The sequence below is a fragment of the Pseudooceanicola atlanticus genome (assembly GCF_000768315.1).
Lineage (GTDB): Bacteria > Pseudomonadota > Alphaproteobacteria > Rhodobacterales > Rhodobacteraceae > Pseudooceanicola > Pseudooceanicola atlanticus.
Map to the genome: position 1 here is coordinate 1 of NZ_AQQX01000014.1, position 15,119 is coordinate 15,119.

At 62.5% G+C, this 15,119-nt stretch carries 15 protein-coding genes; 5 read left to right on the forward strand and 10 right to left on the reverse strand.

Features of this window, described 5'->3' with window-relative positions:
• Positions 1–18: 18 nt before the first annotated feature.
• The 5 genes from ATO9_RS19445 to ATO9_RS19465 form a co-directional block, all read right to left on the reverse strand.
• Positions 19–723 (reverse strand): sulfotransferase-like domain-containing protein, encoded by a 705-nt coding sequence (locus tag ATO9_RS19445; protein WP_043753353.1) that lies wholly within the window; start codon positions 721–723, stop codon positions 19–21.
• A complete protein-coding gene (locus tag ATO9_RS19450; protein WP_043753354.1) occupies positions 720–1,616 on the reverse strand; it encodes an aminotransferase class IV in 897 nt (298 codons plus the stop codon). Before ATO9_RS19450 ends, ATO9_RS19445 begins: the two co-directional genes overlap by 4 nt.
• A 185-nt stretch (positions 1,617–1,801) precedes the next feature.
• Positions 1,802–2,215 (reverse strand): DUF7282 domain-containing protein, encoded by a 414-nt coding sequence (locus tag ATO9_RS19455; RefSeq protein WP_043753357.1) that lies wholly within the window; start codon positions 2,213–2,215, stop codon positions 1,802–1,804.
• Between the two features lie 52 nt (positions 2,216–2,267).
• On the reverse strand, positions 2,268–3,170 hold the full coding sequence (locus ATO9_RS19460; RefSeq protein ID WP_043753359.1) for a ribokinase: 903 nt from the start codon (positions 3,168–3,170) through the stop codon (positions 2,268–2,270).
• Position 3,171: 1 nt separating this feature from the next.
• Positions 3,172–5,433, reverse strand: a complete 2,262-nt coding sequence (locus ATO9_RS19465; RefSeq protein ID WP_043753361.1) for an NADP-dependent malic enzyme — start codon at positions 5,431–5,433, stop codon at positions 3,172–3,174.
• 144 nt (positions 5,434–5,577) lie between these two features.
• Here ATO9_RS19465 and mutS point away from each other — a divergent pair, with 144 nt between their 5' ends.
• Positions 5,578–8,208: a DNA mismatch repair protein MutS gene (gene mutS, locus ATO9_RS19470; RefSeq protein ID WP_043753533.1), complete on the forward strand. Its 2,631-nt coding sequence runs from the start codon at positions 5,578–5,580 to the stop codon at positions 8,206–8,208.
• A gap of 64 nt (positions 8,209–8,272) precedes the next feature.
• On the opposite strand, the gene ATO9_RS19475 is transcribed toward mutS, so the two are convergent.
• Together ATO9_RS19475 and hrcA are read right to left on the reverse strand one after the other, a co-directional pair.
• A complete protein-coding gene (locus ATO9_RS19475) occupies positions 8,273–8,830 on the reverse strand; it encodes a nucleotide exchange factor GrpE (RefSeq protein WP_043753363.1) in 558 nt (185 codons plus the stop codon).
• Between the two features lie 9 nt (positions 8,831–8,839).
• Positions 8,840–9,904, reverse strand: a complete 1,065-nt coding sequence (hrcA, locus tag ATO9_RS19480) for a heat-inducible transcriptional repressor HrcA (RefSeq protein WP_043753537.1) — start codon at positions 9,902–9,904, stop codon at positions 8,840–8,842.
• Positions 9,905–9,997: 93 nt separating this feature from the next.
• Between hrcA and rph the strand changes: the two genes are divergently transcribed.
• The 4 genes from rph to ATO9_RS19500 are packed head-to-tail and all read left to right on the forward strand — an operon-like array spanning position 9,998 to position 12,825.
• A complete protein-coding gene (gene rph / locus ATO9_RS19485; protein ID WP_043753365.1) occupies positions 9,998–10,711 on the forward strand; it encodes a ribonuclease PH in 714 nt (237 codons plus the stop codon).
• Positions 10,704–11,312: an RdgB/HAM1 family non-canonical purine NTP pyrophosphatase gene (gene rdgB, locus ATO9_RS19490; protein ID WP_043753367.1), complete on the forward strand. Its 609-nt coding sequence runs from the start codon at positions 10,704–10,706 to the stop codon at positions 11,310–11,312. Before rph ends, rdgB begins: the two co-directional genes overlap by 8 nt.
• Positions 11,305–12,462, forward strand: coding sequence for a radical SAM family heme chaperone HemW (gene hemW, locus ATO9_RS19495; protein ID WP_043753369.1), 1,158 nt, complete (start codon positions 11,305–11,307; stop codon positions 12,460–12,462). Before rdgB ends, hemW begins: the two co-directional genes overlap by 8 nt.
• A 3-nt stretch (positions 12,463–12,465) precedes the next feature.
• Positions 12,466–12,825 (forward strand): YbaN family protein, encoded by a 360-nt coding sequence (locus ATO9_RS19500; protein WP_043753371.1) that lies wholly within the window; start codon positions 12,466–12,468, stop codon positions 12,823–12,825.
• Here the strand turns inward: ATO9_RS19500 and ATO9_RS19505 are convergent.
• Genes ATO9_RS19505 through rsmG form a run of 3 tightly spaced genes read right to left on the reverse strand, consistent with a single transcriptional unit; the run spans position 12,809 to position 15,088 of the window.
• On the reverse strand, positions 12,809–13,702 hold the full coding sequence (locus tag ATO9_RS19505; RefSeq protein ID WP_043753372.1) for a ParB/RepB/Spo0J family partition protein: 894 nt from the start codon (positions 13,700–13,702) through the stop codon (positions 12,809–12,811). The genes ATO9_RS19500 and ATO9_RS19505 overlap by 17 nt on opposite strands.
• A gap of 11 nt (positions 13,703–13,713) precedes the next feature.
• A complete protein-coding gene (locus ATO9_RS19510) occupies positions 13,714–14,523 on the reverse strand; it encodes a ParA family protein (RefSeq protein WP_043753374.1) in 810 nt (269 codons plus the stop codon).
• Positions 14,516–15,088: a 16S rRNA (guanine(527)-N(7))-methyltransferase RsmG gene (gene rsmG, locus ATO9_RS19515; RefSeq protein WP_156127928.1), complete on the reverse strand. Its 573-nt coding sequence runs from the start codon at positions 15,086–15,088 to the stop codon at positions 14,516–14,518. The genes ATO9_RS19510 and rsmG overlap by 8 nt, the downstream gene beginning before the upstream one ends.
• Between the last annotated feature and the right edge of the window lie 31 nt (positions 15,089–15,119).

The following is a 15,119-nucleotide window of genomic DNA, read 5'->3' on the forward strand; positions in this document are numbered from 1 at the left end:
GTTGGCGCAGACTCTACATTAAGGTGAGGGATTTCGCGGGGGGCAGGTCACCGCCTCGGCCATCTCGCGGGCCACACCGTCAAGGTCAGGCAACTCGCCCTCCGGCCCGGCAAAGCCCGTCGATTGGTGAACCGCCCCATACCAGACCGGCGCCCAGACCCCGTCGACATCCTTCGGCCCCGCCGGCCATTCCAGCATCGCCGGGTCCCAGGCCAGTCCGATCCGGTCGCACAACGCGCGCAGCATCCCCTCCGGATCCGCGCGCACATCCGATCCCTCGACGATCACCGGGTCCAGCCCGCGCGCCGTCAGGTTGTCGTAAATCTCGGCCAGCTGGACAAAGCCGACATCCTCCAGCCCCGCCTCCGCATACCCTTTGCGGAACGAACTGACGACACGGGCCGGATGCCGGATCAGGATCACGTGGACCATCTCCGCGACCCAGTCGCCCCACAGCCCCGGCAACATGTGCTGCGCCATGTGCTTGTGGTAGACATGGGGCAATTCAGCCGGGTTAGAGCCACATAACGCTGCCACGACCGCCTCCGGATCGCGCGGCTGAGAGGCCAGGATTTCCGGCCGCATCGGGTGGTCCTTGCCGGTCCGCTCCAGGTAGGCGGCGTAGAAGGGTTCATCCACCGCACCGCAATCCGCACGGTTGGAAAACGCATACATCAGCGCGGTCGAGATATTGCGCGGGCCGGACCAGCAGGCGATCTTCATTGGGCAACCAGCTCCTTGTAGAGCGCACGGATACGTTCGGTCATCGGTCCCATTTCCCCCGTACCGATCACCCGGCCGTCGATCTCACCCACGGCCGTCTGCGCCCCGAACGTCCCCGTCACGAACGCCTCTTCCGCGCCGTAACATTCCACCACCGAGAAATTCTTCTCGAACACCGGGATCCCGGCGGCGCGACACACGGCGATCACCTTGGACCGGGTGATCCCGTTCATGCAGTAATCCCCGGTCGAGGTCCAAACCTCCCCCTTCCGCACGATGAAGAAGTTGCAGGCATTGGTCGTGTTCACGAAGCCATGCACATCCAGCATCAGCGCCTCGTCCGCCCCGGCCTTTTCGGCCGCGATACAGGCCAGGATGCAGTTCAGCTTGGAATGTGAATTCAGCTTGGGATCCTGCGTCATCGGCAAACCCCGCACATGCGGCACGGTCGCCAGTCGCAGCGGCCGCCCCACCATGGGCACCGAATGTTCCATGATGATCGCGACCGTCGGACCGGACCGCGACAGCGACGGATGCTGGAACGGGCGCACCTTGCGTCCCCGGGTCACCATCAGCCGCGCATGGGCATCGGTTTCCATGCCATTCGCGGCCCGCAAAGCCTCCAGAGCAGAGACAATTTCACCCCGATCCATCCCGATATCCAGGTCGATCGCTTTGGCGGCCTCGAACAGCCGGTCCAGGTGTTCGTCCAGGAACGCCCACTTCCCCTCGTACAGGCGCAGACCCTCCCAGATGCCATCGCCCAGCATGAACCCGCTGTCATAGATCGACACGACGGCCTCTCCGTCACCGACGATCCGGCCGTTCAGATAGAATTTCAGATCGGCATTGCGCGGGTCGTCCTGCGCGTCATGGGTGGTCTGGTCTGTCATGGCACTCCCCAGCGGTTTTACCGGACGCTAGGCCCGCACCCGCCAAATGCCAAGACGTGGAAAAGGAAAAGGCCAGGGGGGAAACCCTGGCCAATCCCGAACGGTGTCGGGTCGAAGAGGACGAGGGGACGGGCCGACACCGTTCCCACCGCGGGATGTAGGGGCCCCGCGGTACTGCTCTTCGCTTACTCGGCGGTGACGACCTTCATGACCAGTTCCCCGTCGGGCTTGATCGGGCCGTCTTCTTTCGCGCCGAGCGTATATTCGAAGATGCCGGTTTCCATGCCCCCCGCTTCGGAGTGCACCATCAGCATCAGCATGTCGCCCGAGGCGACTTCTTCGGTCAGGATCGCGGTGACGTCCATGTTTTCACCCATCTTGATGGGGGCATGGCCGACGACCGGGCCGGGCTTCATGTCTTCGCCGGTGCGGTGCACGACCAGCCAGCCGTTTTCCGGTGCAACAATCTTGGAGGCGGTCACGGTGCCGCCCGAAACGTCCTGGTCAGAGCCTTCGACCATCGGTGCCATCGCGTGGCTCGCGGCAAAGGCGCCGCCTGCGGTGATCGCAAATGCTGCTGCGGTAATAAGGGTTTTCATCTGTGGTCTCCCAATGATTTCTATCCACCCCTCTGTGGGCGGTCATCGGGAATCACGAAGGATCGGACACACCAGTTTCACGTGAGACAGAAAAATTTTCGATTTCTGTCCGCTTGGGGATCACATCGGCCGTGCCCAGCCGCGTCACCATCACCGCGCCGGCCTTCTGCGCAAGGGTCAGCGCCGGCTCCATCTCCATCCCCTGGTCCAGTCCGGCCAGCAGATATCCGGTGAACGTATCCCCCGCCCCGGTGGTATCGACCACGTCGACGCGCGGCGCGGCAATAGTCCTGTCTTCACCCGTCCCGGGCCGGATCCAGCGGCAGCCGTCGCCGCCCAGGGTGATGACCACATCACGAACCGGCAGCGCCTCGGGGGCCAGGTCCAGCGCCTCTTCCAGCTGCGCGGCCTCTACCGCGTTCATGACAAGAATGTCGATCCGATCCAGAACGGCGCGCACCGCCTCGACCGAAAAGGGCGCGGCGGCATAGACGACGCGCAGCCCACGCGCCTTTGCCAGGTCGGCAAAGCGCACCTGAGCATTGGTTTCGTTCTGGAACACGGCGATGTCGCCCAGCTCGGCGCCGTCCAGCGCGGCCTCGATCCCGTCCGCGTCGATCTGCTGGTTCGATCCGGGGAACAGGATGATCTGGTTTTCGCCCGCCTCGTCCACCGCGATCACCGCATGGCCGGAGACAGGGCCGGCCTCGACCAGATGGGCCACGCCAACGCCGTATTCGCCCAGCCGGTCCCGCATCCATTGGCCATCGGCGCCAATCGCGCCGATATGTTCCACCCGCGATCCGGCCCGCGCCACGGCAACGGACATGTTGGCACCCTTGCCGCCCAGACCCTTCTGGTGGTCTTTCGCGGCCAGCGTCTCACCCGGGGCGGGCAGATGCGGCAGGCGATACACCAGATCCGCATTCACCGATCCCAGGTTCCAGACGGTCATGTCACCGCACCTTGCAGGCGGCCAGGAGGGCCATGTTCATGATGTCGCTGACGGTCGACCCGGTCGAACAGATCTGGATCGGCTTGTCGACGCCCGACAGGATCGGGCCGATCACCGTGGCCCCGGCCATTTCCTGCATCAGTTTCACACTGATACTGGCAGAGTGGCGCGCCGGGACGACCAGAACGTTGGCATTGTCCGTCAGGCGGGCGAAGGGGAAATGCTCGCGCGCACGGCTGTTCAGCGCGACATCGACGGTCATCTCGCCTTCGAATTCGAAATCGACACCCCGTTCTGCCAGGACGCGCGGCGCGATATGCATCTTCTCGGCCCGTTCCGAGACCGGGTAGCCGAAGGTCGAAAAGCTGACAAAGGCGACACGCGGCTCAAGCCCCAGATCCCGCGCCACGTCGGCGGCCCGTTCGGCGATATCCGCAAGGTCGTTCTCGTCCGGCCATTCATGCACCAGCGTATCCGACACCAGCACGATCCGGCCCTTGTGGATCAGCGCGGTGACCCCGGCTGCACCGTGATCGGAATCGGCATCGAACACGTGGTTGATCAGCTCCAGCACATGGGCCGATTTCCGCGTCGCCCCGGTGACAAGGCCATCGCCATGCCCATGCGCCAGCATCAGCGCGCCAAAGACGTGGCGGTCGCGCGCGGCCAGCCGATGCACGTCGTGCTGGTCGTGACCCTTGCGTTGCAGGCGGTTGTAAAGGAACGCCTTGTACTCATCCAGATGCTCGGTATTGGCGGCGTTGACCACGGTCAGCTCGCCCACCGCATCGCCCAGGCCTGCGGCCTCCAGCTTGGCCTTCACGTCAGCTTCGCGGCCGACGACCAGCGCTTCGCCCAGGCCAGACCGCTGGTATTGCACGGCAGCACGCAGCACGCGGGGGTCGTCCCCCTCGGCAAAGATCATGCGGGCCTGCGCATTCCGCGCCCTTGTGTTGATCGACCGCAGGATGTTCGCCGTCGGGTCCATCCGGGACTTCAGGCTCAGCTCATAGCTTTCCATGTCCACGATGGGCCGCCGCGCCGCGCCCGTCTCCATCCCGGCCTGCGCCACGGCGGGCGGAATCCGATGAATCAGCCGCGGATCGAAGGGCGTCGGGATGATGTAGTCACGCCCGAAGGTCAGCGCCTTGCCATAAGCCATCGCCACCTCGTCCGGCACGTCCTCGCGCGCCAGTTCCGCCAGCGCCTCGGCACAGGCGATCTTCATCTCGTCGTTGATCGCGCGGGCGTGGATGTCCAGCGCCCCCCGGAACAGGTAGGGAAAGCCCAGGACGTTGTTCACCTGGTTCGGGTAATCGCTGCGCCCGGTGGCGACGATCACGTCCTCGCGCACCTCGTGCACCTCTTCCGGCGTCACCTCCGGGTCCGGGTTCGCCATGGCAAAGATCACGGCGTCCTTTGCCATGCTCTTGACCATCTCCTGCGTCACCGCCCCCTTCACCGACACACCGAGGAAGACATCGGCATCCACCATCGCCTCTTCCAGACTGCGCAGTTCGGTCGTGATCGCATGGGCCGACTTCCACTGGTTCATCCCGTCGGTCCGGCCCTGGTAGATCACGCCCTTGGTGTCACAGACGATGCAATTCTCATGCCGCGCCCCCATCCGCTTGAGCAGCTCGATACAGGCGATCCCTGCCGCGCCCGCCCCGTTCAGGACAATCCGGCAATCCTCGATCTTCTTGCCCGAGATCTTCAGCGCATTGATCAGCCCCGCCGCACAGATCACTGCCGTCCCGTGCTGGTCGTCGTGGAAGACGGGGATGTCCATCTCTTCCTTCAGGCGCTGCTCGATGATGAAACATTCGGGCGCCTTGATGTCTTCCAGGTTGATCCCGCCAAAGGACGGCCCCATCAGCTTCACCGCGTTGATGAAGGCGTCCGTGTCCTCGGTGTCCAGCTCCAGGTCGATCGAGTTCACGTCGGCGAACCGCTTGAACAGCACCGACTTGCCCTCCATCACCGGCTTCGACGCCAGCGCGCCCAGGTTGCCCAGGCCCAGCACCGCGGTGCCGTTGGAAATCACCGCCACGAGGTTACCCTTGTTGGTGTAATCATAGGCCGTCTCGGGGTTCGCCGCGATCGCCTCGCAGGGCACCGCCACGCCGGGCGAATAGGCCAGCGACAGGTCGCGCTGCGTCGTCATCGGAACGGTGGCCGAGACCTCCCATTTCCCGGGGCTCGGCTCCAGATGGAACGCCAGGGCGTCTTCCGGCGTGATCCGGGATTTCGACTTCGACATGCGGCACTCTCCTCCTGCGGCTCAGGCGTCTTACACAAGCACCCCGTCCCACTCAACCATTTCGGCTTTCACCCCAGACTCTGCCTTTGTAAGGTCTCGGCCAAACCACGGGGGTGCATGTTGAACAAACCGACCGTCACGCCGATGATGGCCCAGTTCCTCGAGATCAAGCAGGGCTATCCCGATGCCCTGCTGTTCTACAGGATGGGCGATTTCTACGAGCTGTTCTTCGACGACGCGGTCGCCGCGTCCGAGGCGCTGGATATCGCCCTGACCAAGCGCGGCAAACACCTGGGCGAGGATATCCCGATGTGCGGTGTGCCCGTGCATTCGGCGGAAAACTACCTGCTCACCCTCATTCGCAAGGGGTTCCGCGTCGCCGTCGGCGAACAGATGGAATCCCCCGAAGAGGCAAAGAAGCGCGGCGCCAAATCCGTTGTCAAACGCGATGTGGTACGTCTCGTCACCCCCGGCACCCTGACCGAGGAATCGCTGCTGGATGCGCGCCGGCACAACTTCCTCGCCGCATTCACTGTCGTGCGCGACGAAGGCGCGCTGGCCTGGGTCGATATCTCGACGGGCGCGTTTCACGTAATGCCCCTGCCCCCGGTTCGGCTGGGACCGGAACTGGCCCGCCTCGCGCCGTCCGAATTGCTGATGCCCGATGATCAGGAGCGTGATTATGCCGAAACAGTCTCTGATTTCGGGATTTCCCTGACCCCGCTGTCGCGCGGGTCCTTCGACAGCACCGGGGCACAGGACCGGCTTTGCCGGCTCTTCAAGGTGTCCTCGCTGGATGCCTTCGGCACCTTCACCCGGGCCGAGGTCGCGGCCATGGGCGCCATCGTCGATTACCTCGACATCACGCAGAAGGGCAAATTGCCCCTGCTGCGCAAACCCCAGCGCGAAGCGGCCGACCGATCCATGCAGATCGACGCCGCGACCCGCCGCAACCTGGAACTGACCCATTCCCTGGCCGGCGGCCGCGCCGGATCGCTGCTGCACGCGATTGACCGAACCGTCACGCCCGGCGGCGCGCGCCTGCTGGAGCGGCGTCTTTCCAGCCCTTCCCGCGATCTTTCCACGATCCAGTCCCGCCTCGCAGCGGTCGATTTCATGGTGGAACAGAGACAGATTTCCACTGATCTGCGCGATGCCCTGCGCCGTGTGCCCGATATCGACCGCGCCCTGTCGCGCCTCGCCATCGACCGTGCCGGGCCCCGCGACCTGGCCGCGATCCGCAACGGGCTGACCCAGGCCGAACAGATCGCCGAAACGCTGGAAAATGCCGATCTGCCCGATCTCCTGGCCGACAGCGCCGGGCATCTGACCGGACATGACGACCTGCTGTCGCTACTCGACGCTTCGTTGGTCGCCGAACCGCCCCTGCTGGCCCGCGACGGTGGCTTCATCGCCCAGGGCTACGACACCGACCTCGACGAGGCGCGCAAGTTGCGCGACGAGGGCCGCGGCGTGATCGCCCAGATGCAGACGCAATATGCCGAACAGACCGGCATCTCCTCGATCAAGATCAAGCACAACAATGTCCTCGGCTATTTCATCGAGGTCACTGCGACCCATGCTGACAAGATGCTGTCCGAACCCCTGAACGAGGTCTTCAAGCACCGCCAGACCACCGCCAACCAGCTGCGCTTCACCACGCCCGAGCTCTCGGAAATGGAAACCCGTATCCTCAATGCCGGCGGACGGGCGCTCGACATCGAAAAGCGGCTCTATGACGCCCTGAAAACGCAAATTCTGGACCGGGCATCGGACCTCACGGATACCGCTCGCGCCCTGTCGGAACTCGACCTCGCGACCTCCCTCGCCGACCTGTCGATCGCGGAAAACTGGGCCAAGCCGCGGGTTACCGACAGCAAGGTGCTGAACATCACCGCCGGCCGTCACCCGGTGGTCGAACAGTCCCTGCGCAAGGACGGCGCGCCCTTCATCGCCAACGACACCGACCTGTCCGGCGATCCGTCCTCCATCTGGCTGCTGACCGGTCCCAACATGGCTGGTAAGTCGACCTTCCTGCGCCAGACCGCGCTGATCGTGCTGCTGGCGCAGATGGGTAGCCACGTCCCTGCCCAGGCGGCCGAGATCGGGGTGGTCTCACAGCTCTTTTCCCGCGTCGGCGCATCGGATGACCTGGCCCGTGGCCGGTCTACCTTCATGGTCGAAATGGTCGAAACCGCGGCGATCTTGAACCAGGCCGATGACCGCGCCCTGGTGATCCTCGATGAAATCGGTCGCGGCACCGCCACCTATGACGGGCTGTCCATCGCCTGGGCAACGCTGGAACACCTGCACGAGGTCAATCGCTCCCGCGCGCTCTTCGCCACCCATTACCACGAGATGACGGCGCTGGCCGGGAAACTCTCCGGCGTCGAAAACGCCACCGTCTCGGTCCGGGAACATGATGGCGACGTGATCTTCCTGCACGAGGTCATCCGCGGCGCCGCCGACCGAAGCTATGGCGTCCAGGTCGCCCGCCTCGCCGGCCTGCCGGATGCCGTGGTCGCCCGCGCCCGCGAAGTTCTGGATGCGCTGGAAAAGGGCGACCGCGAAGGCGGGGCGCAGCCCAAGGCCGTGATCGACGATCTGCCACTCTTCCAATTTTCGGTTAAAGCCCCGCCCGAACGCACCGACGCAATACCGACGCAATACCGACGCGTTGCCGACCTGCTGGAAGAGGTGAATCCCGACGATCTGTCGCCCCGCGACGCGCTCGAGATGCTCTACAAACTGAAAGAGGCGTCGCGCGAAAGTTAACGCGCAACGCCCCTGCTTCATCTTGCCAGAAATACTCTCGCCGAAGGCATCCGGCGCAGCCGGATCAGGCTGGCGTTGACGACACCCCGACCTGCGCCGGACGCAGCAGACGGTCGTGCAGCCAGAACCCTTCGGCCGACACCTGGATGATGTCCCCGGACTTGGTGCCGGGCACCGGTGCCTCGAACATCGCCTCGTGCACGTTGGGATCGAACTTGTCGCCAACCTGCGGAGAAATCGGCTCAATACCGTGCTTTTTCAGAGTGTTGACCAGCTCGCGCATGGTCAGCTCGACGCCTTCCAGCAGCGCTGCGGTCTCTTCGGTCCGCTCGCCGGCGGCCTCCAGCGCGCGCTTCATGTTGTCGTAGACGGGCAGCAGGTCACGGGCCAGCTTGGACCCGCCATATTGCTCGGCTTCGCGGCGCTGCTTGTCGGCCCGCTTGCGGGAGTTCTCCGCATCGGCCAGGGCGCGCATCCACTTGTCCTTCAGCTCGTCCCGTTCCGCACGAAGCGCATCGACTTCAATGGCTTCGTCGTCAAACTCTTCCAGCTGATCCGCATAGGCCTCGGCCTCTGCGCTCTCGATATCGTCCAGGAACTCGTCCTTTTCGGGCTCTGCCATATCTCACCTCTAACTGCGGTCTGCGATCATCCGGCCGACCAGTTGCGCCGTGTAATCCACGATGGGCACGATGCGTCCATAGTTCAGCCGGGTGGGTCCGATGACCCCGACCGCGCCGATAATCTTTCGATCCGCGTTCATATATGGAGAGACGACCAAAGAGGAACCCGAAAGTGAAAAAAGTTTGTTCTCTGAGCCAATAAAAATACGGACACCTTCGCCTTCTTCGGCTAGCTCCAGGAACTCGGCAATGTCCCGTTTTCGCTCAAGATCATCGAACAGGTTGCGGATACGATCCAGGTCTTCCTCGGCGGCATCCTGATCCAGCAGGTTTGCACGCCCCCGGACGATCAGGCGTTCGTAATTGCCGCCATCGCCGTCCCACTCGGCCCAGCCCGAATCGATCAGCTCCCGGGCAAGGGAATCGATCTCCTGCCTGCGGTTCTTGATCTCATCCGAGATGACGGTGCCCAGCTCGCTCAGCGTCTTTCCCTCGGCCAGAGAGTTCACGAAATTCGCCGCTTCCCGCATGGAGCTTGGCGTCTGTCCCGCCGGCGGACGGAAGATACGGTTCTCCACATGACCGTCGGCAAAAACCAGAACGACCAACGCCCTGTCATGGCCCAGAGCCACGAATTCAATATGACGGATCGGCGCCTCGTGTTTCGGGGCAAGCACAAGTGACGCGCCCTGTGTCGCGCCCGACAGGGCAGAGCCGATCCTGTCCAGCATGCCGCCCACGTCGCCGCCACCATTTCCCACGGTGGCATCGATCATCTCGCGATCTGCATTGGCCAGGTCACCGACCTCGAGCAGACCATCGACGAACATGCGCAGACCGCGCTGTGTCGGCACCCGCCCGGCCGAGACATGCGGGGAATCGAGAAGCCCGTAATATTCCAGGTCCTGCATCACGTTGCGGATCGTGGCGGCCGAAACCCGCTCGCTCATCGATCGGGTCAGGGTGCGCGATCCGACGGGTTCCCCGCTTTGCAGGTAACCCTCCACCACCCGGCGAAAAACTTCGCGGGAGCGGTCGTTCAGTTCACTGAGGATTTTCGTCGTATCGTTCATGCCTTGCGTCATATCCTGCCGCATCGAAACTAGTCGGGTCTTGCCTTTGCCGCCATGCCGGGACTATCCCGGCAGCAACGAAAAGGGGATCCCATGCGACCATCAGGACGAGATTTAAGCGAAATGCGTCCGGTTTCAATCGAAACCGATTTCACGAAACACGCAGAAGGGTCTTGCCTGATCAAGGTTGGTGACACCCATGTGATCTGCACGGCCACGATCGAGGACCGCGTTCCGCCCTTCATCAAGGGGTCCGGCCTGGGCTGGGTGACGGCGGAATACGGGATGCTGCCCCGCTCCACCACCTCACGCATGCGGCGCGAGGCGTCGGCGGGCAAGCAGGGCGGCCGCACCGTGGAAATCCAGCGGCTGATCGGCCGGTCCCTGCGCGCTGGCGTCGATCGGGTCGCCATGGGCGAACGCCAGATCTCAATCGATTGCGACGTGATCCAGGCCGATGGCGGAACCCGCTGCGCTTCAATCACCGGGGGCTGGGTTGCGCTGCGGCTGGCGGTCAACAAATTGATGAAAGCAGGCGATATCGTCTCTGATCCGCTGGTCGACCCGGTGGCTGCGGTGTCCTGCGGCATTTATGCCGGTCAGCCGGTTCTGGACCTCGATTACCCCGAGGACAGCGAAGCCGGCGTTGATGGCAACTTCATCATGACCGGATCGAAACAGCTGATCGAGGTGCAGATGTCCGCCGAAGGCGCGACCTATTCCCGCGATCAGATGAACCAGCTGATGGACCTGGCGGAAAAAGGCGTGGGTGAGCTGGTCGAAATCCAGAAGGCCGCCTGTGCGTAAGTTCGATGGCGATCAGCTGGTCATTGCCAGCCACAACAAGGGGAAGCTTCGCGAAATCGCGGAGCTTCTGACCCCGTTCGGGATCACCGTGACCTCGGCCGGCGATCACGGCCTGGACGAACCGGAAGAGACCGAAGACACGTTTTCCGGAAATGCCCGGATCAAGGCGCATTACGCCGCGAAGGCCACTGGGCTGCCCGCCTTGTCCGATGACAGCGGAATTACCGTCGATGCGCTGGATGGTGCACCGGGCGTCTACACCGCCGATTGGGCGGAAACACCGAACGGTCGCGATTTTCCCATGGCGATGACCAAGGTCTGGACCCTGCTGGAAGAAAAGAACGCCCCTGCCCCGCGCAAGGCCGCGTTCAACTGCACCCTCTGTCTTGCCTGGCCGGACGGCCATGACGAGATTTTCGAAGGCCGTGTCGAGGGCCAGGTCGTCTGGCCGATGCGCGGCGAAAACGGATTCGGCTTCGATCCTGTCTTCCTGCCCGACGGCGAGACCGAGACATTCGGTGAAATGGACCCGGCGAAGAAACATGGCATGTCTCACCGGGCCGATGCCTTCCGCAAATTCGTGACGGGCTGCTTTGGCTGAAGATTGGCAAGCTGGCGGATTCGGGATCTACCTGCATTGGCCGTTCTGCCAGGCCAAGTGCCCCTATTGTGATTTCAACTCGCATGTCTCACGCGAGGTCGATCAGGACAGATGGCTTCGCGCCTTCCTGTCCGAGATTGACAGACACGCGGCAGAAACCCCTGGCCGCATCGTTTCGTCGATCTTTTTCGGTGGCGGCACGCCCAGCCTGATGAACCCCGACGTCGTTGCGGGCATTCTGGAACGGATCGCGTATCACTGGCCGCAGGCCAACGACCTGGAAGTGACGCTGGAAGCAAACCCGGGATCAGTCGAATCCGGACGGTTCAGAGCCTATAAACAGGCCGGTGTTTCACGTGTGTCAATGGGATTGCAGGCGCTGAACGACCGGGATCTACAGCGGCTGGGGCGTATCCACACCGTCGCCGAGGCGCTGGCTGCTTTCGATATCGCGCGCGATTGCTTTGACCGGGTCAGCTTTGACCTGATCTATGCGCGCCAGGACCAAACGGTCGAGGCCTGGCAGGACGAGTTGAAACAGGCTCTATCCCTCGCGATCGACCATATCTCGATGTACCAGCTGACGATCGAGGACGGCACCGCCTTCGGTGACCGCTACCGGATCGGAAAACTGCGCGGGCTGCCCGACGATGACAGCGCCGCAACCATGTACGAGGTCACGCAAGATGTGGCAGAGGCCGCCGGTTTCCTGACCTACGAAGTCTCCAACCACGCGCGGCCCGGGGCGGAATCGCGGCATAACAGGCTCTATTGGCGGTACGGGGATTATGTTGGCATCGGCCCCGGAGCGCACGGCCGGCTGACCTTGAACGGACATCGTACCGCAACAGAGGCGATCCGCATGCCCAATGGGTGGCTGACCGCCGCAGAGGCCGGCAATGCCGACAAGGAGCGTTCGGTCCTGACCATCGACGACCAGGCGACCGAATTCCTGTTGATGGGCATGCGACTGGTCGAAGGGATCGACCTGACCCGATACGAGGCGCTTGCGGGGAAGCCTCTCTCGCAATCGGGTCTTAACGACTTATCTGACATGGGTATGGTCGAAACGGATGGCCGTTTTCTGCGCGCGACCAAGGACGGGCGCATGGTTTTGAACGCGGTGATCGGACGCCTTCTGGAGGCTTGAGGAATGCGCTTTATTTGGGCTGGATTGGGATGTCTCAGCCTGCTGTGCGGCATGATCGGTGTGGTCCTGCCGCTGATCCCCACCGTCCCCTTCCTGCTGCTGGCCGCGTTCTTTTTCGCTCGCTCTTCCGAACGGCTTCACAACTGGCTATTGTCGCACCCGACCTTTGGCCCGTCCATCGTTGACTGGCAGACCCATGGCGCGGTTTCGCTGCGCGCCAAGCGCATGGCCACACTGGCCTGCGCGTTCGTGCTGGGATTGTCGGTGCTCATGGGCCTGAAATGGCAATTGATCACCATCCAGGCCGTCACGTTGAGCTGCGTGATGTTGTTCCTTTGGACGCGTCCTAACGGCCCGCGCTAAGCAAACGGCAGAGGTCGTCCAGTTCCTCCAGCGTCTTGTAGGAAATCGACAGCGTCCCGCCTTCGGTTCCGGCGACGTGGTTGACGTTCACCTTCATCGACAGGGCTGCAGAAAGATCGCCTTCCAACGCCTTGGTGTCGGCATCCTTTTCGACAGCGGGCTTCTTCGGTTTCGGCGCCTTTTCCGGCTCCCCCTGCTTGGCGAGCTTTTCCGTCTCGCGCACCGAGAGCCCCTCTTTCACGATCCGGGACGCAAGGGCCGAGGCGTTGTCGGCCGTAACCAGCGCCCGCGCGTGACCGGCTGAAAGCTGGCCTTCGCTCAGCATGCTGCGGACGTCTTCCGGCAGGTTCAGCAGACGAAGGAGGTTGGCGATGTGCGAACGGCTCTTGCCAAGCGCTTCTGCCAGTTTCTCCTGCGTATGACCAAAGCGATCCATCAACTGCCGATAGCCCGCAGCCTCTTCGATCGGGTTCAGGTCGGCGCGCTGGATGTTTTCGATGATCGCGACTTCCAGGACCTCGGTATCGTTGAAGTCGCGCACGAGAACCGGAATCTCGTGCAGCTTCGCCATCTGCGCCGCACGCCAGCGCCGTTCGCCGGCAACGATTTCAAAATTGTCGCCGGAACGACGGACGATCAGCGGCTGGATGATGCCCTTTTCCTTGACGGAATTGGCAAGCTCATCCAGTTGGCTCTGGGTGAAACTCCGGCGCGGCTGGTCCGGGTTCGGCACGACCTGTTCGATCGGCACCATCATGTCGGGCCGGCGGGCAGTGGTCTGTTCCGTCGTTGCGCTGCTGGTCGGTTCTTCTGCCACATCTGCCATCAGCGCAGACAGGCCCCGACCAAGACCGCGATTTCGTGTTGGTTTCGCCATTTGCTCTTCCCTCAGGCTTCAGCCATTTCGTTGTTCTTGAGAAATTCCTGCGCCAGGTCGCGATAGGCTTTCGCGCCTTTCGATGCCGGATCGAAATCGAGAACCGGCATGGCATAGGATGGTGCCTCGCTGACCCGCACGTTGCGTGGAATCTTGGTCGCGAAGACCAGGTCGCCGAGATTATCACGCGCATCCGCTTCGACCTGTTGAGACAAGTTGTTGCGGTTGTCGAACATGGTCAACACAACACCTTCGATTTTCAGGTTCGGATTCGCAGATTGCCGGACCTCGCGGATTGTCAGCATCAGTTGCGACAGACCTTCAAGCGCGAAGAATTCGCTTTGCAGCGGGACGAGTACCGAATGCGACGCGACCATCGCGTTCACCGTCAGGAGGTTCAGCGACGGCGGGCAGTCGATCAGGATGAAATCAAAGTCATATTGCTCCATCGCTGGCTGCCGTAGCGCATCGTGCAGAAGGAAGCTGCGCTTCTCATTCGCGATCAGCTCGATATCGGCAGAGCTTAGATCGACAGTCGAGGGAACGATGCAAAGCCCGTCGACATCCGTTTCCAGGATCACATCCTTCAGCTCTGCATCGTCGAGCAGCAATTCATAGGTCGTATTTTCTCGCGCCTCGATCTCGATACCCAGACCGGTCGACGCGTTGCCCTGCGGATCGAGGTCGATGATCAGAACGTTGCTGCCAAATTCTGCCAGGGCGGCACCGAGATTGATGGTCGTCGTGGTCTTGCCCACCCCACCCTTCTGGTTCGCTACCGCAACAATCTTGGGTCCAACGACGGTCAGAAGATCAGACATGCTCGATTTCCTTGATTCTCAAAACCACTGCCTCGGGGTTTGTTTTACTGGGCCAGACCTCATGTTGAAAGCGCCATTCCCGTTCAGCTGCCTCCACTTCGGATTTCCAGCTTTCGCCCTTGGGAAAGAGTGCCGTGAGATTGGGCGCCCCGTGATGGACGGCAAAACCCAGAAGGACGTGGAGCGGCGCGAGAGCCCGGGCTGAAATGACATCCGCCCCAGTGGGATCGATCTGTTCAATCCGTTTCGACAGAACTTGCGCTGCGACACCGGTTTCGCGCAGGACGTTGCGAAGGAAGGCGCATTTCCTCTGATCCGATTCCATGAGGGTGACGGAAAGAGCCGGTCTCAACTCTGCCCCGATGATTGCAATCACCAAGCCAGGGAAACCTCCGCCGCTGCCCATGTCGATCCAGATCTTGGCGTCATCAGGGGCGAGCTCGAGCAATTGAGCGGAATCCACGAAATGACGCGTCCAAGCGTGGTCCAAGGTCGACTTGGAAACCAAGTTGATCTTTGAATTCCACTTCGCAAGCAGCTCAAGGTAGGTTTCAAGCCGCCCCATTGTTTCACGTGAAACATTCAGACCGGCGATC